General features: G+C 64.7%; 20 protein-coding genes. 8 read left to right on the top strand and 12 right to left on the bottom strand.

The window, feature by feature from the left end:
* Positions 1–145: 145 nt before the first annotated feature.
* The gene (locus MYCSM_RS08195; RefSeq protein WP_015305679.1) at positions 146–739 is read left to right on the top strand and encodes a TetR/AcrR family transcriptional regulator; all 594 of its coding nucleotides are present in this window, start codon (positions 146–148) and stop codon (positions 737–739) included.
* Here the strand turns inward: MYCSM_RS08195 and MYCSM_RS08190 are convergent.
* From MYCSM_RS08190 to MYCSM_RS08165, 6 genes are all read right to left on the bottom strand, one after another.
* The gene (locus tag MYCSM_RS08190; RefSeq protein ID WP_015305678.1) at positions 703–1,182 is read right to left on the bottom strand and encodes a hypothetical protein; all 480 of its coding nucleotides are present in this window, start codon (positions 1,180–1,182) and stop codon (positions 703–705) included. The genes MYCSM_RS08195 and MYCSM_RS08190 overlap by 37 nt on opposite strands.
* The gene (locus tag MYCSM_RS08185) at positions 1,179–1,760 is read right to left on the bottom strand and encodes a hypothetical protein (protein WP_015305677.1); all 582 of its coding nucleotides are present in this window, start codon (positions 1,758–1,760) and stop codon (positions 1,179–1,181) included. The genes MYCSM_RS08190 and MYCSM_RS08185 overlap by 4 nt, the downstream gene beginning before the upstream one ends.
* A gap of 106 nt (positions 1,761–1,866) precedes the next feature.
* Positions 1,867–2,643, bottom strand: a complete 777-nt coding sequence (locus tag MYCSM_RS08180; RefSeq protein ID WP_015305676.1) for a type 1 glutamine amidotransferase domain-containing protein — start codon at positions 2,641–2,643, stop codon at positions 1,867–1,869.
* Positions 2,640–3,779, bottom strand: coding sequence for an N-acetylglucosamine-6-phosphate deacetylase (gene nagA / locus MYCSM_RS08175; protein WP_015305675.1), 1,140 nt, complete (start codon positions 3,777–3,779; stop codon positions 2,640–2,642). Before nagA ends, MYCSM_RS08180 begins: the two co-directional genes overlap by 4 nt.
* Positions 3,780–4,565 carry a glucosamine-6-phosphate deaminase gene (gene nagB / locus MYCSM_RS08170; RefSeq protein ID WP_015305674.1) on the bottom strand — a complete coding sequence of 262 codons (786 nt, stop codon included), beginning with the start codon at positions 4,563–4,565 and terminating at the stop codon, positions 3,780–3,782.
* A complete protein-coding gene (locus MYCSM_RS08165; protein WP_015305673.1) occupies positions 4,566–5,036 on the bottom strand; it encodes a PTS sugar transporter subunit IIA in 471 nt (156 codons plus the stop codon).
* A gap of 114 nt (positions 5,037–5,150) precedes the next feature.
* Here MYCSM_RS08165 and MYCSM_RS08160 point away from each other — a divergent pair, with 114 nt between their 5' ends.
* On the top strand, positions 5,151–6,728 hold the full coding sequence (locus MYCSM_RS08160) for a PTS transporter subunit EIIC (protein WP_015305672.1): 1,578 nt from the start codon (positions 5,151–5,153) through the stop codon (positions 6,726–6,728).
* Here MYCSM_RS08160 and MYCSM_RS08155 read toward each other — a convergent pair.
* A complete protein-coding gene (locus tag MYCSM_RS08155) occupies positions 6,725–8,290 on the bottom strand; it encodes an adenylate/guanylate cyclase domain-containing protein (protein ID WP_015305671.1) in 1,566 nt (521 codons plus the stop codon). The genes MYCSM_RS08160 and MYCSM_RS08155 overlap by 4 nt on opposite strands.
* Positions 8,291–8,368: 78 nt before the next feature.
* Between MYCSM_RS08155 and MYCSM_RS08150 the strand changes: the two genes are divergently transcribed.
* The 3 genes from MYCSM_RS08150 to MYCSM_RS08140 all read left to right on the top strand — a co-directional run bounded on the left by MYCSM_RS08150 (position 8,369) and on the right by MYCSM_RS08140 (position 10,592).
* Positions 8,369–9,199: an oxidoreductase gene (locus MYCSM_RS08150; RefSeq protein ID WP_015305670.1), complete on the top strand. Its 831-nt coding sequence runs from the start codon at positions 8,369–8,371 to the stop codon at positions 9,197–9,199.
* Between the two features lie 107 nt (positions 9,200–9,306).
* Complete coding sequence (locus tag MYCSM_RS08145) at positions 9,307–10,011, top strand: TVP38/TMEM64 family protein (protein WP_015305669.1); 705 nt, start codon at positions 9,307–9,309, stop codon at positions 10,009–10,011.
* A 92-nt stretch (positions 10,012–10,103) separates the two neighbouring features.
* Complete coding sequence (locus tag MYCSM_RS08140) at positions 10,104–10,592, top strand: universal stress protein (protein ID WP_015305668.1); 489 nt, start codon at positions 10,104–10,106, stop codon at positions 10,590–10,592.
* A gap of 46 nt (positions 10,593–10,638) precedes the next feature.
* Here MYCSM_RS08140 and MYCSM_RS08135 read toward each other — a convergent pair whose 3' ends face one another.
* Genes MYCSM_RS08135 through MYCSM_RS08120 form a run of 4 tightly spaced genes read right to left on the bottom strand, consistent with a single transcriptional unit; the run spans position 10,639 to position 14,878 of the window.
* Positions 10,639–11,907, bottom strand: a complete 1,269-nt coding sequence (locus MYCSM_RS08135; protein WP_015305667.1) for an amidohydrolase family protein — start codon at positions 11,905–11,907, stop codon at positions 10,639–10,641.
* Between the two features lie 14 nt (positions 11,908–11,921).
* Positions 11,922–13,136, bottom strand: a complete 1,215-nt coding sequence (locus MYCSM_RS08130) for an amidohydrolase family protein (protein ID WP_015305666.1) — start codon at positions 13,134–13,136, stop codon at positions 11,922–11,924.
* Positions 13,137–13,139: 3 nt separating this feature from the next.
* Complete coding sequence (locus MYCSM_RS08125) at positions 13,140–13,943, bottom strand: acetoacetate decarboxylase family protein (RefSeq protein WP_015305665.1); 804 nt, start codon at positions 13,941–13,943, stop codon at positions 13,140–13,142.
* Positions 13,940–14,878 (bottom strand): SDR family oxidoreductase, encoded by a 939-nt coding sequence (locus tag MYCSM_RS08120; RefSeq protein ID WP_041311534.1) that lies wholly within the window; start codon positions 14,876–14,878, stop codon positions 13,940–13,942. The genes MYCSM_RS08125 and MYCSM_RS08120 overlap by 4 nt, the downstream gene beginning before the upstream one ends.
* Before the next feature lie 64 nt (positions 14,879–14,942).
* Between MYCSM_RS08120 and MYCSM_RS08115 the strand changes: the two genes are divergently transcribed.
* Entirely contained in the window at positions 14,943–15,848 is a 906-nt protein-coding gene (locus MYCSM_RS08115; protein WP_015305663.1) for a helix-turn-helix domain-containing protein, read from the top strand.
* Between the two features lie 236 nt (positions 15,849–16,084).
* Here MYCSM_RS08115 and MYCSM_RS08110 read toward each other — a convergent pair whose 3' ends face one another.
* On the bottom strand, positions 16,085–16,735 hold the full coding sequence (locus MYCSM_RS08110) for a winged helix-turn-helix transcriptional regulator (RefSeq protein WP_015305662.1): 651 nt from the start codon (positions 16,733–16,735) through the stop codon (positions 16,085–16,087).
* 130 nt (positions 16,736–16,865) lie between these two features.
* Here MYCSM_RS08110 and MYCSM_RS08105 point away from each other — a divergent pair, with 130 nt between their 5' ends.
* Positions 16,866–17,405 (top strand): DUF302 domain-containing protein, encoded by a 540-nt coding sequence (locus MYCSM_RS08105; protein ID WP_015305661.1) that lies wholly within the window; start codon positions 16,866–16,868, stop codon positions 17,403–17,405.
* Between the two features lie 118 nt (positions 17,406–17,523).
* Positions 17,524–18,345: an alpha/beta fold hydrolase gene (locus MYCSM_RS08100; RefSeq protein WP_257720733.1), complete on the top strand. Its 822-nt coding sequence runs from the start codon at positions 17,524–17,526 to the stop codon at positions 18,343–18,345.
* Position 18,346: the final 1 nt, after the last annotated feature.

The following is an 18,346-nucleotide window of genomic DNA, read 5'->3' as shown; positions in this document are numbered from 1 at the left end:
ATGCCCACGGTCAACGACCTGCGCAAGGGTCGATAACCCCGCCATCGGTAGAGGGCTCCTCGCCGTCTCACGCCAGCCGCTAGACCTGTGTCGACGGGTGAGAATTTCCAGGAATTCGTCTCACATGTGAGATAAATTGAAACTCATGTCGCGACACGATTGGCTGTTCGACGACGGTCGGCGCGCCGCCGCGGTCGAGCGGATCTACGCGGCGGCGACCGAGATGATCTATCGCGACGGCATGGACGCCTTCAACGTCGACGCGTTGGCCGCACACACCCACTGCTCGCGCGCCACCATTTACCGCTACGCCGGCGGTAAGAAGGACATTCGCGAAGCAGTGCTCGCACGTGCAGGCGCCCGCATCGTCGACACCGTGCGGGCCAGCGTCGAGGGCCGCACCGGCCCGGACAGAGTGCTGACCGCAATCGAGGTGGCGGTCAAGGAAATCCGCGCCGATCCAGCAGGCCAACTGTTCGTCGATTCGGCGCGAAGCGGTGGATGGACCTGGCTCAGCGCGTCCGACGCCGTGGCCGCCTTCGCATCCGAGCTCACGGGCATCGCCGATGACGACCCGCACGCCGCGCAGTGGATCTTGCGAATGGTGATGTCGCTGATGTTGTTGCCCGGTACCGATTCCCGTGCCGAACACCTGATGCTGCAGCGGTTCGTCGCACCGGCGTTCGCCGAGAGCGGTGGGGCTCAGGCCGCGAGCAGCCGTTCAAAGAACTCGCGATAGCGCTTTAAGGCTTGACGAAGGTCTTCGGTAGACGCCTGCTCGCCACGAGCCCATTGCGCCTCCAATCGCGAACGCGCATCAGAGAAGCCCTCGGTGAGCTGTTGGACGACGTCCGCCACCAGGGCATCTGCCTTCTGAACGCACTCTTTGGGATCGTCGACGAAACCCGCCTGCACGTCGTCCCAACGGGAGCGCAGGCTGGAGCGGTCGTCGTCAGCGAAAAGCGCCATGTCCGTGGGTACTTCGGCCACATTCGTCGACGCTGACGTTTCCGACGGCACGGCAGAGGTCTCCGGCGGCGGGGCGGCCGCTGTCGCGGGTTCCGGTTGCGCCGGTGCCGCGTCGACGTCTTGTGGTGCCGAGTCGACGTCCTGTGGCACCGACGCCGGTTGGGCAGCCGGAGCTGAGGTGTCGGTGTTAATTTGCTCGTCGTGGGTTGTCATGCTCGTGCCTCCTTCGGCTTGTCGTTATCACTCTCGAAGTCGCTCGCGAGCAACCGGTCAAAGAGTGCGCGATAGTGGACGAACGCCTCGCGTTGCGCTTCTACGCCGATGTCGCCTTTCTCCTGTGCGAGGTGCAGCGTGTGCGCTGACCGGTAATGCTCAACGACATCCGGATGATCGACCGACACATCTGCGACTTGCTGATCAAAGTCATCAACCGGATAACCGCGTTCGCGCATCACCGCGGCCACCAGACGATCTGCCTCGCCAACTGCCTCCGACGGATTGTCGATGAACGCGGTCTGCACTGTCCGCCAACGCTTGTCGTACGTTTCTCGCGCCTCTGGGGCCAACGCGACGATGTCGAGCTTTTCTCGCCTGCGTTCTCGGGCGACAAGCTCTTTTTCCGCGGCCCGTTGATCTCCGGTCTCGTCTACCACCCGCTCGTACTCAGGACCAAAGTGCGTCTCGAGCCGCTCCGTCCTCTTACGACGCGCAGTTGATATCGCAAGGAATACGGCCAGCGCGACCGCGAGAACGACGACCGCGGCTATCAGAAACCAACTCCAAGTGGGCATCTCTTTCCACCTCCTGCGTCTTCAGGAAGCGGATACCCGTGCGGCGTCTTCGGAAACGTCAATTTTTTGAAGGATGGTGCGCGTATTTGCTGTCAGTCGTCCTGAGCTATTCACCGCTGCGGTACGCAGTCCAGACCATGTCGACGTAATCCGCGGCAAGTCGATAGCAGTCACCCGGCCAGCGAGCAGAGAGGTAATTGCGGTCCTTGACCGTGAATCCGCGGTCGAGGTGATTCGGGCTGTCGCGTAGTGTCATTCGCGGCCCGATCTCGAAGTCATTCGGCGAGGCCAGCGCCGCGGTGACTTCGGCCTGCACTGTCGTCGGATATGTGCGGTAATAGTCGCCAAGCCACAGCCGCGTCATCGCCCAGCCACCCAACTCCAGCGCCGCCGTCAGCGCTGTGGTTCGCCGCCCATAGAGAACCGATCGTCCAGTCGACGGATCGATCGAGCGGGCCAGCAGGAGCACCCCGTGGCACACCGCGCCGACGGGGATATTCCGCGACATTGCAGTTGCCGCAACCGCTTGTGCTGCTGAGGATTCGAGTAGAGTACGAACTCCCTTGGCGTGGCCGCCGGGGACCAAGACGCCATCGATGCCGCCAGCTTCGACGTCCTCGTAGGCGGAGGCCCTGAGGAAGTGTGGGTCGCTGATCATGCGTTGATATGCCTTCAACGGCTCCGGTCGCGTCATGAGCACCGGCGAGAGCACTGAGAACCCCTTGTCGACGAGGCGAGCGTCAGCGTAGGCAGGCTCACCGTCCGGCGTGGCGAACCGCACCTCGACACCGGAACTGGTCAAGGCGTCCCAGATGACAGCCGATTCGGTTGGGTCGTAATCGACTGCAGGCAGCAGCATCGCCACGGTGGGGATCTCATTCACTGCAAGTCCTCCCACGACCCTCGATGCAGAACGCCGCTCACGGCGAGGTCCGAGTCAAGCACGACCAGATCGGCGGCAGAGCCGGGGACGAGTCCCCTGCATGGCAGGCCGAGCGCACGTGCCGGGTTGATCGACGTCTGACGCACTGCCAGCATCAGAGCCTCGTCGCGGGGCAGCCCGCAATGGGTCACGGCGAACCGGAACACCCGATCCATGGTCGCCGTGCTGCCGGCAATGGTGTCTGTCCCCGCCACCCTGGCCACCCCGGCTACGACGTCCACCTGGACCGGCCCGAGGTGATAAGCCCCGTCAGCCATCCCGGTCGCGGCCATCGCATCGGTAATGAGCGACACTCGGTCGGGGCCCACGCTCTGCGCGACGTGGCGGTACAGCGCGGGATGAACGTGTACGCCGTCGGTGATCACTTCGACTGTCACGCGGGCGTCTTCGAGCAACGCGATCACCGGTCCGGGCTCACGAGTGTTGATCGGGCGCATCGCGTTGAACAAATGTGTGCCCACCGTCGCGCCTGCCTCGATCGCCGCCCGCGTCTGTTCATAGGTCGCCTCGGTGTGGCCGACGGCGGCCACCACCCCGCGATCGACGATGCGCTCGATCGCCGCGAGCGCACCGTCGCGTTCCGGCGCCAGCGTGATCATCCGAATCGCGCCCGCCCCCGCGTCGAGGACGCGGTCGAGTTCGGCGATGTCAGGGTCGCGCATCAGGGACGGTTGGTGGGCTCCGCACCGTTTGGTAGACAGCCATGGCCCTTCCAGGTGGATTCCAGCAAGCATGCCCGCACGCACGTCCTCGGCCAAACCCGTTACCTGTCTTAGCAATTCGTCCGGGCTCGCGGTTACCAGTGACGCGGCGAGTGTCGTGGTTCCATGCCTGCGGTGCAACGCGACGGCGGTAGCGGTGTCGGCGGCCGAAGCGGTGGAGAAGTTGGCGCCGCCTCCGCCGTGCACATGGGTATCGACGAATCCTGGCACGATCGTGACCGCAGCGAGATCGCGGTCCGGAGGGCGCGGCGCGGCGCCCCTGCCGAACGCATGAATTTTGCCGTGCAGCACATCAATCCATCCGGGCCGCAGTGGTTCTCGGCCGGTAAGCAGGGTCTCGGCGGTCAACAGCACTCAGATGCCCTGCCAATCAGGCTTGGCGCGGTAGGTCTCACGGTAGTAACCGGCGAGCTGAAGCCGTTGTGCCGCAGCATCATCCAAGAGCACCGTGACGTGCGGGTGATGTTGGAGGATGGTGGCAGGCCACATCGCGCTCACCGGTCCTTCGACGAGATGATGGACAGCTTCGGCTTTACGACCACCGGTTGCGACCAATATGACGTGGCGGGCCTCCATGATGGTTGCCAACCCCTGGGTCAGGCAGTGCGTCGGCACGGAGTCGACGTCACCGCCGAAAAACCGGGCATTGTCGATGCGGGTCTGCCTGGTCAGCGTCTTGATCCGGGTGCGCGACGCCAGCGAAGAGCCCGGCTCGTTGAACGCGATGTGTCCGTCGGTGCCGATCCCCAGGATCTGCACGTCGACGCCACCCGCCTCGCGGATTGCGGCCTCGTACGCCGCGCAAGCGGCCGGGATATCGCGCGCCAGACCGTCGGGCCCTTCGACCGCGCCGGGCGCGAAGTCGACCCGTGACACGAAGACCTCGTCGATGACGTTGCGGTAGCGTTCCGGGTGGTCGGCGGCGAGCCCGACATACTCGTCGAGCGTGAATCCACGCGCCCGCCGGAAAGAGATCAGCCCGGCCTCGCATCGCGACACCAGCTCGTCGTAGATCGCAACCGGCGACGATCCCGTCGCGAGGCCGAGGACGCCGTCCGGCTTGCGCGCCAACACAGAGCCGATCGCATCGGCTGCGACACTACCGATCTCCTTGGCATCCGCCAGGATTACGACTTCCATCTACTTGTTCGCAGTGAAAAGGCTTGCACCGGACTCGATCTGCGCACCCTCGAAAACCGCTTCGCAGGGCACCACATTTGAGGATTCACGTTCATCCATCACGACAACGGGAACAATCGGATTGAGTCCCTTGGCCTCGATCGACGGCACGTCGTAGGTGATGACAAGCTGGCCGGCACTGACCTCGTCGCCCTGGCTGACGTGGGTGGTGAAGCCCTCGCCGTTCAGCCGCACGGTGTCAATACCGAGGTGCACCAGCACTCCCACGTTGTCCGTTGTCATGACGATGTAGGCGTGCGGCAGCAACTTCAAGATCTTCCCGCTGACGGGAGCGACCGCGTCGATCACTGCGCGGGGCGGGTCAACCGCCGCTCCGTAGCCCACCATGCCCTGCGAGAACACCGGGTCGGGCACGTCCTGCAGCGGAACCGCTCGACCTGCGACCGGGGAAACAACTGACGTTGTACTCACGCACCAACAATACGAGCGTGTGCGCAAGACGGTCTCAAGTTCACCCGTTCTCGTCTAGGCTTCCGCTCAGCTTCGGCGCGGACGATGTTTGCGGTAGTGGAGGGTGATACGAAAATGAGCGACGCAGCGAAACCTCAAGGGACGACGGCAAAGTCGGGTCGACGCATTCCCGGCTTCGCGCAACTGCAGCGGCTCGGCAAGAGCCTGATGCTGCCGATCGCAGTTCTGCCCGCGGCCGGAATCCTTCTGCGACTGGGCCAGGATGATCTGCTCGGCAAAATTCACGCCCCGGTCATCGGGTCCTTCTTCAAGGCGATGACCGCTGCCGGCGACGCGCTGTTCAGCAATCTTCCCCTGCTATTCGCCGTCGGCGTCGCAATCGGATTCGCCAGGAAGGCCGACGGTTCGACGGCACTGGCTGCCGTGGTCGGCTATCTAGTGGTGCAGGCGGTGTTCAAGACAATGTCGCCGATCGTGCTCGCCGGCCAGGTCGACAAGGCGGGTGACCAAGCCCAGATCAACTACAGCGTGTTCGCGGGCATCGTGGTCGGTCTGGTCACTGCGTGGCTGTTCGACCGCTACCACACCATTCAATTGCCGTCGTACATCGGATTCTTCGGGGGCAGGCGCTTCGTGCCGATCGTCGTGTCGCTGGCCTGTCTGTTCATTGCCTTCGCGATGAGTTACTTCTACCCGATCTTCGATGCGGGGCTGACGGGCCTCGGCAAGTTCATCGGTGGCTCGGGAGCGTTGGGCGCTTTTGTGTATGGGTTCGCCAACCGCATGCTGATTCCACTCGGCCTGCACCACATCCCGAACTCCTATGTCTGGTTCCTCTACGGCGACTATCAGGCGCCGAACGGCAAGGTCGTCACCGGTGAGCTCACCCGCTTCGCTGCCGGCGATCCCACGGCGGGCCACCTGACGTCGGGGTTCTACCCGATCCTGATGTTCGGGTTGCCCGCCGCCGCACTCGCGATGATCCACGTAGCCAACAAGAAACAGCGCAAGGTTGCGGTCGGCATTCTGGCAGCGGCCGGACTGACAGCGTTTCTGACCGGCGTGACCGAGCCGCTCGAGTTCTCGTTCATGTTCGTAGCGTTCCCGCTGTACCTGATCCACGCGGTGCTGACCGGGCTGTCGCTGGCGATCGCATACGTGCTCGATATACACCTGGGCTTCTCGTTCTCCGCAGGCCTGATCGATCTGCTCCTCTACGGGACGGCGCCGGCGGCGAAGAACATCCCGCTGCTCATCGCCATGGGCGTCGTGTTCTTCGTCGTCTACTACCTGCTGTTCCGGTTCGCGATCACGCGATGGAACTTGCGAACCCCTGGACGTGAGCCGGAAAGCGAGTTCGAAGCCGAGGAAGCGGCCAACCTCGGGGAGGGTGCGGACTCCGCGACGGCCATTACGGTTGGCGGGTCCGGAGTAGCGACAGCGGTCGCACCCGCTGCGGTCGACAGCAAGGCCGAGCAGGTCATCGCGGCGTTCGGCGGCCGGGAGAACCTGGTGAATGTCGACGCCTGCATCACGCGGCTTCGCATGGAGGTTGTCGATGGGACCAAGGTGGATCAGGCTCGCTTGAAGGCGCTGGGCGCTGCGGGTGTTGTTGAAGTCGGAAACAGCGTCCAAGCGGTGTTCGGCACCGAGGCCGAAGCGCTCAAGAACGACATCAACGACATCCGTTAAAAGGAGCGGGCGCTGGCTCCGGTGGGCGTCCTGCCGGGCGAACTGAGGCGAGCCACCGTGCGAAGCATCCATGGCGATCGACGAGCGATCACCCCCACAGCACGATCCGACCGACGCATCGCAGTCCGGGGGCCGGGGGTGGGCAACGCCGCCAGTTGCGCCTCCGCCGATTCCGACTGCGCGCCGTGACGGTCGACTGCAAGCAGCTGCCAACTCCCGGGCACCCCACGCAACTCGACAGTGCCACGATCCTCGAAGCCCGTGCCCGAGCCGACGACCAGATCACGCACGGTTCGGGAAACCAGGATTTCGCCGGCACCGGCCTGACCGAGGATCCGCGCCGCGATATGGACCGCGATTCCCCCTATGTCGGCGTCCAACAGCTCGCACTCACCGGTGTGAATCCCCGCGCGAATCTCGATGCCCAGCTTCTCGGCGTCACCACGCAAGGCCTCGGCGCAGCGGATGGCCTGCGTCGGCCCCTCGAACGTCATGAGGTGGCCGTCGCCCGTACCCTTCACCACGGTGCCACCGAATCTTTCGGTGAGTTCGGCAGTGATCTCACTCAACCGGTGAAGCAGTGCACGCCACCGTTCGTCCCCAGTCGCCGCAGCGCGTTGCGTCGACGCGACGATGTCGGTGAACAACACGGTACGCAGAGCCCGATGGGACTGTGGTGGCGCCAAATGGCTGCCGGTGAGGAACTCCTCGATCGCGCTCATGATCTCGTCGGGGTGGGTGAACCAGGGCGCGTGGTCGTTGCCGTCCACCTCGATCATTCGGGCGCCGGGGATGTGGTCAGCGAGGTATCGGCCGCCCTGCACCGGCACAAAGTCATGCGTGGCGTGGAGCACGAGCGATGGTGCAGTGATCGCGGGCAGGACCGGTCGCACGTCGATCCGGAATGCCGATTCGGCCGTCGCGCGCGCCATTCCGGGGCTGGCGCTCATCCGCTCCAACATCCCCAATTGGCGTCCCGACTTCACTGACGGCAGCAGACAGCGCAGCGCCTCGCCACTGCCCCATGCCGAGCGGATGGCCCTGCCGAACTCCTGGAACCGGGCGGTCTGTTCTGTCGACGGCGTATAGGCCTCACCCAGGCCGGCGACCGCCCGGGCCCGCACCTCGGCCGCGTCGCGGTCAACGTCATCCCACCCGGTGAAGCCCGTGTACGCGAAGGTGCCTGCGAGGATCAAGGCCCGCGTTCGCTCCGGTCGTGTCGCCGCGAAGACCATGGCGGCCGGTCCGCCCTCGCTTATGCCGAAGAGAACCGCGTGCTGGAAGCCAACCGCGTCCATGACAGCTTCGATCTCCGCCGCACGATCATCCAACGTGCGAACTTGCGGCACGGGGTCTGACAACCCGACGCCGGCCTTGTCGAACATGACGACACGACAGAACGTGCCGAGCTGCTCGAAGAACGCCTCGAATTCGGGCATTGTCCAGAACAGCTCGATGTGACTGACGAACGACCCGGCGACAACCAGCTCCACTGGCCCCTCGCCGAACAGCTGATAAGCGATGCTGAGATCACCGCACGTTGCGTACAACGTGTCCCCCACGCATTGAGCCTAGCGAGGCCGGGTGCTGCGGATCTGCAGTTCCTACATACTGGCCAGCGGGGAAAGGAGCGATCGCAAATGTCTACCTGGCTCATCACCGGCTGCTCGACGGGACTCGGCCGCTCGCTCGCAGATGCCGTCATCGGCGCAGGCCACAACGCCGTCGTCACGGCCCGCGACGTCAGCAGGGTCGCCGATCTGGCGGACGCCGCACCCGACCGGGTGCTTGCGGTCGCGCTGGACGTCACCAATCCGGCGCAGGTGGCGTCCGCGGTGCGCCAAGCAGAAGAGCGCTTCGGTGGCATCGATGTGCTGGTCAACAACGCCGGCTATGGGTACCGCGCCGCCGTCGAAGAGGGCGACGACGCCGATGTCCGAACCTTGTTCGAGACCCACTTCTTCGGCACTGTCGCGATGATCAAGGCCGTCCTGCCAGGTATGCGCGCCCGCCGCTCGGGCGCGATTGTGAACATCTCCTCGATCGGCGTTCAACTGACCCCGGTCGGCTCCGGCTACTACGCCGCGGCCAAAGCCGCGGTCGAAGGGGTAAGTGGTGCCCTACGTGGTGAGCTTGCGCCCCTTGGCATTTCGGTTACCGTCGTCGAACCTGGTGCATTTCGCACCGACTTCGCCGGACGTTCGCTCACCCAATCGGCCACGGTCATCGACGACTACGCGGCGACCGCCGGACAGCGTCGCAAGGAGAACGACACGATGGATGGCACCCAGGCCGGCGATCCCGCCAAGGCCGGCACCGCGATCATCGAGGCGGTCGAATCCAGTGAACCGCCCGGATTCCTGCTCCTCGGACCCGACGCATTGGCCGCCTACCGCTACATCGCCGACGCCCGCGCGAATGAGATCGGAAAGTGGGAGCAGCTCACCGCCAGCACGAACTTCGACACCTGAACCCATGCAAGACGGGCGGACGCTATGGCAGTCGAGCGCGAATTGCGCGGTGCCGCAGCCGCCACCTGACCTGAGCCCGAAGATGGCGCGGGAGAATCGCGTCCGACATGTCCGATAGCGAGAGCCCCACGACCATCGGCCGACGGCGCCATATCGTGCGGCTGGCGCTGTTCGGGGCGTTCCTGCTCGCACTGTTCTATCTGGTCGCCGTCCTGCGCGTCGTCGATGTGGAGGACGTCCGGCGATCAGTCGCCGCCACGGGACCCGCCGCGCCGCTGACCTACATCGTGGTTGCCGCCCTCCTCGGCGCCGTGTTCGTGCCGGGCCCGATCCTGGCGGCGGGCAGCGGGGTGTTGTTCGGTCCAATGCTCGGAGTATTCGTCACGCTCGGCGCGACGGTCGGGACCGCGATCATCGCCAGTCTGATCGGCCGTCGTGCCGGCCGCGACAGTGCGCGCGCCCTCCTCGGACCTGAGCGCGCCGACCGTCTGGATCGACTGATCGACCGCCGTGGATTGTGGGCCGTCGTCGGCCAACGCTTCGTCCCCGGCATCTCGGATGCACTCGCCTCGTACGCATTCGGCGCGTTCGGAGTTCCGTTGTGGCAGATGGCTGTTGGCGCGTTCATCGGCGCATCGCCGCGGGCGTTCGTCTACACAGCGCTGGGCGCGTCGATCGGAAACCTGTCGTCGCCGTTGGCGTACTCCGCGATCGCGGTGTGGTGCGTGACCGCAATCATCGGGGCCTTTGTCACGCACCGTGGCTGGCAGAAATGGCGTGCGCGGCGACGGGAAGCAGATCCAACGCCGTAGACCGTCGCGGCCCAGCTGTGGCAAACCCCAACGTCGGTCGCCCAGCTGGCGTTACTGTCGTGATCGTCGCGACCGCCGGCAAGGAGGCGACCATGAGTGGCTATCGAACGGTGATCGTCGGAACCGACGGCTCGGACTCATCGATGCGTGCGGTCGAGAGAGCAGGAGCGTTCGCAGCGCAGGAGAACGCGAAGCTGATCGTGGCGACCGCGCATTTTCACCACCCCGAAAAGGGAGGCTGGGCGAGGCCGCCCTCGCCTGACCCGGCGAGCGATAGGCGCGCCGAGGACGCGCTCGGGCGCGAGGGCTACAAGGTGCACGGCGATGCCGCCGTTTACGAGATCCTTCATGACGCCCGCGACCGGGCCAAGGCCGCAGGCGCCAAGGACGTCGAAGAGCGGGCCATTGTCGGCGCTCCTGTCGAGGCACTGATTAAGTTGGCCACGGAGGTCAAGGCCGACCTGCTCGTCGTCGGCGACGTCGGACTGGACTCCGTCGCCGGGCGGTTGCTGGGGTCGGTGCCCGCCGACGTCGCGCGCAAAGCCAAGATCGACATCCTGATCGTCCACACCGCCAGCTAGCGGCTTCGACGCCGGTCGATTTCTCCTCGCCGCGACGGGCCGGGCTCTAGTTCTCGACAAGGTCGGGTAACGGCTCCGCGTCGGTCAACCAATGGCGGCCCGCCTGACGGGCCGCCTCCCATTTGGGAATGCTCACCGAATCGTCTTGGCCGAGGTCCTCAGGTGTCGGGCCAATGCGTCCGACGAGCGGCGCGAGAGCCGCGAGATCGAAGTTGTAGATTTCGGCTGCGGCCAACCCCAGCATCTGCCTGGTCTCCTCGATGGGGACGTCCCAGAACGCGTGACGGAGCCATTTGCGGGTGTTCGGCCACGTTCCTTCCGGATGCGGATAATCGTTGCCCCACAGCATGTTAGAAACACCGATCTCGTAGCGCCGCGCAAGTTCACGACGCTCGGTCGTGGTGGCCCCGATGAAGCAGTTCCGATCGAAGTATGCCGAGGGAGGCATCGTCAGATCGCCCTCGAGCAACCGGCTCATCTTCTTCGCCGAATGCTCACGCAGGAAGCGGGTGTCCATCAGCCACAGCAGATCATTCGCCCAGAACGCACCGCACTCGGTGGCGCCCCACCGCAGGTTCGGGAATCGTTCGAACACGCCGGCCCACAAGGCGAACCACAGCGGCCGGGCCCCCCACCACCGCACCTCGGTCGTATAGATGCCCAGGTGCGGTCCGTAGTCCTCACTCGGGGCCGGGCCCACGTGGGTGTGCACCGGCATCTGCAGGTCTTGGCAAGCGGCCCAAACCTTGTCGTACTTGCGGTCGTGGTAGGGCGCGTACTTACCCCACAGCACGGGGATCAGGATGCCGCCGCGCAGACCGGCCTCGGCCGCTCGGGTGATTTCGGCGACCGCCGCATCGACGTCGGCCAGGATCGGAATGACGGCAACGCCGGCCCGTCGTTCGGGGCTGTGACTACATAGCTCGGACAGCCACCGATTGTGGGCCCGTGCGCCGGCCATCGCCCGGCCCGGATCGAGGTTGCCCGACTGCCCCAGGCCGGCGCCGAACGGAGCTCCCGCCACACCCGTCACCGCGTCGGCGTCGGGGAAGATGACCTCGCCGGCCACCCCATCGCCGTCGAGCTCTTTATCTCGTTGTGCGACATCCCATCCGCCAGCGATGCCTTCGCCGTTCTCGGAGAACCATGCTTGCGCGAACTCCTCATCGATGAAGCCTCCGGCCTGCGACGCCGCGATCTTCTCGGCCAGATAGGCCTCGAAGTCCTCGCGGTATTCGGGGTCGACGTACTGCCGATATTGCTCGGTCGGGAGCTCGGCGTGGGTATCGGCGGAGATGATGACGTACGGGTCCACTGAGAGTCCTTTCGCTACCAAGTACGGATCGGGTCGGGCTCGAAGACGGTGCTGCTCGCACCCGCGGGTACGGCCGGCAGCGGTTCGGCGACCTCGGCCACGGTCGGGCCGATCCGGTCGGTCAGGGGTCTGAGCGCTTCCAAGTCGAAGCCGTAGACAGCTGCCGCGTTCCCGCCGAGCATGGCCGCCACTTCATCGGCCGGAACACCGGAGAAGGTGTAGCGCAACGCTTCTCGGGTGAATGCCCCGGTCCCCTCGAGATGGGGGTAGTCGCTGCCCCACATGATCCGGTCGACGCCGATGTCGTGGCGCTCGGCGCACTCGACCGGTCGCATGAAGCTGGCCCCGACATAACACTGGCGAGCCCAGTACTCGCTGGGCTTGAGACCTAGCGAGCCGGCGGTAGGACCGGCGAAGCGGGCGATCGCCGAGCCCTCTCGCGCATAGCGGGCGGCCGCGACGTCGAGCGAACGGAGAGTGGCCGGGATCCACCCCGCACCCTGCTCGGTGAGGACCACGGTGAGATCTGGATAACGATCCATGACACCGCTGAAGATCAAGTGCCACAACGCGCGGTGGGCAAACCAGTGCGTCTCGTACACCCACACCGCGAACGAGCTGCCCCATCCGTCGAGCGGGCTCGGCCCGGCATTGCCGCCGTGGTGGTTGACCACGAGGCCGGCCTCGGCGCACGCCGCCCACAGCGGTTCCCAATGTTCGGCGTACAGCTGCGGTATGGCGGCACCCGGTGGGATCCCGGGCAACAGGACACCGCCGCGCAGACCGAGTTTGGCGATCTGCGCCACCTCCGCGACGGCTTCGCCGAGGTCTTGAAGCATGATCTGTCCCACTCCGGCACGCCGCTCAGGGGACAGGGAGCAGAAGTCGGCCAGCCAGCGATTGTGCGCACGGAGGCCGGCCCAGCGCAGCTCGAGCTCGCGGGGACCTTCCGGCGGCATCGCTGCCAGGCTCGACGACGGAAAGAACGGCGGAATGGTGTTCGGGTAGATGACCTCCCCCGCGACGCCTTCGTTGTCCAAGTCCGCATTGCGCCGGTCGCTGTCCCAGTTGCGCTCGGCGTCGGCGTCGGCGAGGTCGGCGAACGGGTTGACGTATGTCGCTGCCCACCTGTCGAATTCGTCCCGGAATTCCGGATCGAGGTAGTCGCGGTAGTCGAGCAGGTCGGCGCCCGCGTGGCAGTCGGCCGAGATGACGGTGTACCGGTCCATCCGCTACACCCGTGTCGGCTCGGGCCTCGGCGCGGCGAGCAGCGCCACGTCGTCGTAGCGCTGGTGCACGTAGGGCAACAACCATTCCGCTGGCACCCGCTCGGCGATCCGCCCGACCTGCACGGTCCGCCGCCGGCACCAGGTGATCGACTTGATCTGGCGGACAACGATATCGGCCACCGGGTCCAACGGCGACTCCCCCAGTTCGAGGGTGCCGTCGATGTCCTCCAGTAGCTCGTAGTGCCGGTGGTATTCACCGTAGACCAGGTGTGGGTCGGTGATGCCGCTGCCGTCGGGAGCCCGTAGGAACTTGAAGTAGAACTCGGTGTTCACCTGATCGGGCGGCAACTCAGCCGGACCGGTGACGCGGCCGGTCACCGTGATGAGCTGATAGCCCAACCGAACAACGGTGGCTGTAACGGAGTTGTCGTCGCGGTCGACGGCAATGTCGGCGAGTTTCTTTGGCTCGCCGAAGGTTTCACGCCCCCCAGTGACCGATTGTTCGGTGGACTGCGGCATGAAGAGCGGATAGTCGCCCTCGAGGTCGCCGTGGCGGGCGGTCACCGAGAACACCGCCGACCCGAACGGCGGCCTGCCCTCGATCTGGACCCGCTGAAGTTGGAGTCGCACCAAGGGCTCGGCTGCAGGCTCCAGCGGTTTCGGCAGGACGGCAGCGACGGTCCCCGGGTCGGTGAGGTAGGTGACGGTGACGGCCTCGGTAGCGATGGGCGCTTTCGTGGCGTCGATCTCGTGGTCTACACGCGCCTCGGGCGGGCGAGGCCCGTAGCGAATGACGTTGGTGCTCACCGGTTTCCTCCTTCGGTTTTCAGCGCGTTCTCGGCGTTCTTGCTCAGGACGTCGACCAAGTAGTCGGGCTCCCCGCGAGCCAGGATCGATGCAGCTTTCTTGCTCACGACCGCGTCCGACGGTGCGGGCGGCCCCATCATCCAAAAGCTGTCGGCCCGGATTCCCTCGATGACTTGATCGGCAACCGTCTCAAGCGGCGTGAATTCGACTCGGGCACCGGCTGATTCGAAACGAGCCACAACGTCATCCAACGTCTGGTCGGGTGTGCGGCGTTCCTGTGTCGCGGCGTACCGCTGCGGTCGGTGTCGCCACGACTCCCAGATACCGGTGTTCAGGAAGCCACCGGGAAAGAGAACGTGCGCGCGCACGCGTGTCCCCGTCATGGCCAAATGCGTGTAGAGACTTTCGGTCAGGCACAGCACCGCCGCCTTGGTCATCGGGTAGACGGCCATGGCGGGGCCGCCCATCGCGCCGCGGGCGATCGGTGCGAAACCGCCGTTGCCCGAGCACGTGTTGACCACGTGCCCCTCGCCCTGCTCGAGCAGGATCGGCACGAAGGCCTTGATGCCGTGGATGACGCCGAGCACATTGACGTCGATCCCCCAGCGCCAGTCGGCGAGGTCGTGTTCCCACATGTACCCCTCGGAGACCCCGCCGGTGCCCGCGTTGTTGCAGACGACGTGCACTGCGCCGAAGTGATCGACCGCCGCCTTGGCGAGCGACTCGACCGACCAATAGTCGGTGACGTCAGTGACCACCCCGAGGACGTCGATGCCCTCGCTCGCGAGTGTCCGAACCGCCTCGTCGAGTGGTTCGGCGAGGACGTCGGCCAGCACCACCGTCATCCCCTCTTGGCCGAAACGCCTGCCCATGGCCCGGCCGATTCCGCCGGCGCCACCCGTTACGACGGCCACCTTGCCGCGAAGGTCGTTCATTGTGGCCATCGTCACATGGTCGCTTAAAACACCGCAAGCGGTCGCATTATGCGACCATCAGTCGATGGCTCCCCGACCTTCCCCACAGACCCAGCGGGTGGTGAACCTGTTCGAACACCTGGCGGGTGACGGGACCCAAGGCGTGACATTGGCCGAGGTATCGCGATATTTGTCCGTCCACAAGGCCAGCTGCCACTCGATGTTGTCGGAATTGCTGCGGGCCGGGTGGCTGCTGCGCGATCCGGTTCGCAAGACCTACCATCTCGGCCCGGCGCTGGTTCGCATCGGCCGGGAAGCGTCCGGCCGCTATCCGGCACTTGTGTTGGCGCGGTCGGCGATGACTGAGTTGTCGGCCGCAACGGGCGCTCACTGCGTGGCCTTCTCGGTGGACGAGAACTATTCGACCGTGGTCGATCAGGTCCGGAGCAGTCACGGCGGCGGTCATCCGATGCCGATCGGCACCCAATTCCCGCACCGGCCGCCGTATGGGGCGTCGACCGTCGCCTGGGCCAGCCCGGAGGTCCGAGAGCGCTGGCTGGGTGTCCTCCCCGCAGACGTACGCGGTCGATACCGGAAGGCGATCGGAAACGCCGAGCAGCGCGGGTACGCAGTAGGACTTCATCTACTTCCTGACTTACGTCTACAGGAACTTGCGCTGATCGTGCGTACTGCCGAGGTTCGTTCCGGGCGGCTGAGCCAGCTGGCGCAAGAGTTGACCGACGAGCTCATCCATGAGGAGCAGTGGTTCCCGGTCAGCCTCGCGCCCGACGGCACCTACAAGGTGAGCCACATCGACTCCCCGATTTTTGGGCCAGAAGGCATCGCCCTGATGCTCAGCCTGGTCCCCAGCGCCGAACCCATGAGCGGCGTTGCAGTCACTCGTCTCGGGGACCAGCTGTCATCTGCAACCCGCCAGCTCAGCGCCGTCTTGACCAAAGAGGCCCACCTGCAGTTGGACGAAATAGACTAGTAGGCAACACTTTTCGGCCGACAGCTTCGGTAGCGGTAAATCCACCGCGATGCTTCTTTATCGGATTTTTGAGATTCCGGACCTTCAAAATGCTTGCAAATCAATCAGATTCGTGAACGCTCTCAGCATCACGAATTGATTTCGTCGCTTCTGTTTGCTGCGGCGCAGGCCAGCTGGCCCCAGCTTTCTGGCGCAATGCGACACCGCAGACGCCTGCACCCCTCGTCGCGTGCTGCTCAGTCTTCCGACAACGAAAACACGGTGCGCAGCGACTCGATGGCGTCGGGTTCACCGTCGAATTTGATTCGACGCAGCGCCGCCTTGCGTTTTGCTTTGGTGGAGCCGAGGTGCGCGGTGAGGAGATCCGCGGCGCTGGCGGTAACCGTCACGTCTGGTTCACCGCGAGCGGCCGCCAAACGGCCCCGATCCACCGCGACTTCGAAACGCCGGCCGTCGATCTCGACACGGTAGGCCGCAGTCAACCCAGCCGCCTTGATCGGGTTGAAGGGGACGACAATTAACGCGAGAAATCCAGTCAGCGGCGAAACCGGACCATCCTCTATGGAATCAAGCCGATCAAGGCCAAATCGCGCGACGCTCTGCAGGACAGGTAGCACCCGCTGCCAGCCGGCGTCGCTGAGCGTGTAAACGGTGCGAGCGATCGGCGGCGGCAACTCGGCACGATCGACCAGCCCCGCATTTTCTAGTTCCTTGAGTCGCCCGGCCAGCAGGTTGGTCGCAATGCCCGGCAGCTCGGTTCGCAGATCGCTGTAGCGGCGCGGTCCGGCAAGCAGCTCACGCAGGATCAACAACGTCCACCGCTCACCGAGGATGTCGAGTCCCTTGGCGATCGGGCAGGTCTGGTTGTAGCTCTTGCGGCCGGCCACAAGGCCTACCCTACCAGCAAGACTACTAATTCAACTTACTACTTGAAAAAGTTATCCGTCGAGTTTAAAGTCATGCTCAGCTAGCCATCTTGCTGAGGACAGAAAATCCAATATGAGAAGGGAATCCGTGATGTCGTCTGTTGCCAGCCCCCCCGGCACCCATGTCGTCGCTCACCAAGTCAATCGCCTGGTGATCGACTCCGATAGCGGCTTCGACGATCTGTGCCGACGCTACGAGACACTTGTCCCCGATATCGGGTCAGCTGAACTGAGAGCCCTGCTGGAAAAGGGCGACCTGGACGAAGTCGTGCGCTACACCGCCGAACACACACCGCACACGTTTGCGCGGTTTTGGTCCTTGGATCCCACACCGATGATGCGGCTACTGGGGCACAAGACCCGAGTGATGACCTACATGATGGGCAATAACGTGGTTGTGGAGACGATGTATCGCCACAACCCGGCGGTCATGCTCTATGCCCCGCTGCGCACCGCGATCTATGAGGATTCTTCCGGCGCAACCCATTTCAGCATCGACCAACCCTCGACACGGTTCGCCAGCTTTGGAGATCCCCGCATCACCGAGGTGGGCCGCCTGCTCGATGCCAAGCTCGCCGAACTGCTGTCGCTACTCATACTGCCGGTGCCCGTCGAACTCGAGCAAACCTAACGAGATCGACGCCGCCACAACGAAGGCCAGCACCATGGATGAACCAACCGAACGACTCCTCGACTACGACGGTGGTCAATTGTATGTGCGCGACCATCCAGGCCGCACTCCGGCGATCGTGGCGATGCACGGATTTCCCGACGACTCCCGTATCTACGCCCGGCTCATCGGTCCACTCGACCCGCAGCGGGTGGTGACATTCGACTGGATCGGCTACGGGCGATCAAGCCGGCGCGATTCGGGAGAGTCGAGCGCCATCAGCCGTCAACAAGAGCTCCTGGCCGTCTGCGACGCCCTACAACTCGAGCAGGCGGTGCTGGTCGGACATGACGCATCGGGACCGGAAGCCGTCGAGTTCGCCTTGGCCCACCCGGATCGCGTTGCCCGGCTGGTATTGCTGAACACTTACTACGGGCGTCAGCCGAACCTTCGGTTACCCGAAATGATAGCTCTGATGGCCGATCCCGCGTTGAAACCGTTAACCGACGCTCTCGTTAACGACCCCAGCCAGAGGTTGTGGCTATTGGCTTATACCGGCCGTCGCTTCGGCCTCGATGGCAGCCTTCCCCCAGACGGCATCGGCGCCTGCTCAATCGTGCCGCAATTTTTCGGCGACAACAGCCAATCCGATGCGCTCGCCGAAATCCGGTCATGGACCCGCGGTCTTCCCGCGGCGCTAGACCGGCAGGATGCTGTGATCGCATCCGCCCTACTACAGACCGTCCAGGTGCCGGTGTCGGTGATATTCGGCTGCGATGATCCGAATCTGACCCCTGATGTGGCACAACACATCAGCGCTCTATTCACGAACTCTGAAGTGCACCTGATCGATCGCGCATCCCACTGGCCCCAATGGGATCAACCCGACGAGGTCGCCGGTCTCATCAAGCAATCCATTGCCACTATTGCAACACCGCCCCCTAATACACCGCCCAATTAAG

Source organism: Mycobacterium sp. JS623, from assembly GCF_000328565.1.
GTDB lineage: Bacteria > Actinomycetota > Actinomycetes > Mycobacteriales > Mycobacteriaceae > Mycobacterium.
The sequence above is the reverse complement of the archived record's forward strand: the minus strand, read 5'-3'. Positions and strand labels throughout refer to the sequence as shown.

Excerpts from the sequence above, each read along its gene's own strand:
- MYCSM_RS08195 (WP_015305679.1), top strand. The coding sequence starts at position 146 with ATGTCGCGACACGATTGGCTGTTCGACGACGGTCGGCGCGCCGCCGCG.
- MYCSM_RS08140 (WP_015305668.1), top strand. The coding sequence starts at position 10,104 with ATGAGTGGCTATCGAACGGTGATCGTCGGAACCGACGGCTCGGACTCA.
- MYCSM_RS08150 (WP_015305670.1), top strand. The coding sequence starts at position 8,369 with ATGTCTACCTGGCTCATCACCGGCTGCTCGACGGGACTCGGCCGCTCG.
- MYCSM_RS08105 (WP_015305661.1), top strand. The coding sequence starts at position 16,866 with ATGTCGTCTGTTGCCAGCCCCCCCGGCACCCATGTCGTCGCTCACCAA.
- MYCSM_RS08160 (WP_015305672.1), top strand. The coding sequence starts at position 5,151 with ATGAGCGACGCAGCGAAACCTCAAGGGACGACGGCAAAGTCGGGTCGA.
- MYCSM_RS08190 (WP_015305678.1), bottom strand. The coding sequence starts at position 1,182 with ATGACAACCCACGACGAGCAAATTAACACCGACACCTCAGCTCCGGCT.
- MYCSM_RS08130 (WP_015305666.1), bottom strand. The coding sequence starts at position 13,136 with ATGGACCGGTACACCGTCATCTCGGCCGACTGCCACGCGGGCGCCGAC.
- nagB (WP_015305674.1), bottom strand. The coding sequence starts at position 4,565 with ATGGAAGTCGTAATCCTGGCGGATGCCAAGGAGATCGGTAGTGTCGCA.
- MYCSM_RS08115 (WP_015305663.1), top strand. The coding sequence starts at position 14,943 with ATGGCTCCCCGACCTTCCCCACAGACCCAGCGGGTGGTGAACCTGTTC.
- MYCSM_RS08120 (WP_041311534.1), bottom strand. The coding sequence starts at position 14,878 with ATGAACGACCTTCGCGGCAAGGTGGCCGTCGTAACGGGTGGCGCCGGC.
- MYCSM_RS08145 (WP_015305669.1), top strand. The coding sequence starts at position 9,307 with ATGTCCGATAGCGAGAGCCCCACGACCATCGGCCGACGGCGCCATATC.
- MYCSM_RS08185 (WP_015305677.1), bottom strand. The coding sequence starts at position 1,760 with ATGCCCACTTGGAGTTGGTTTCTGATAGCCGCGGTCGTCGTTCTCGCG.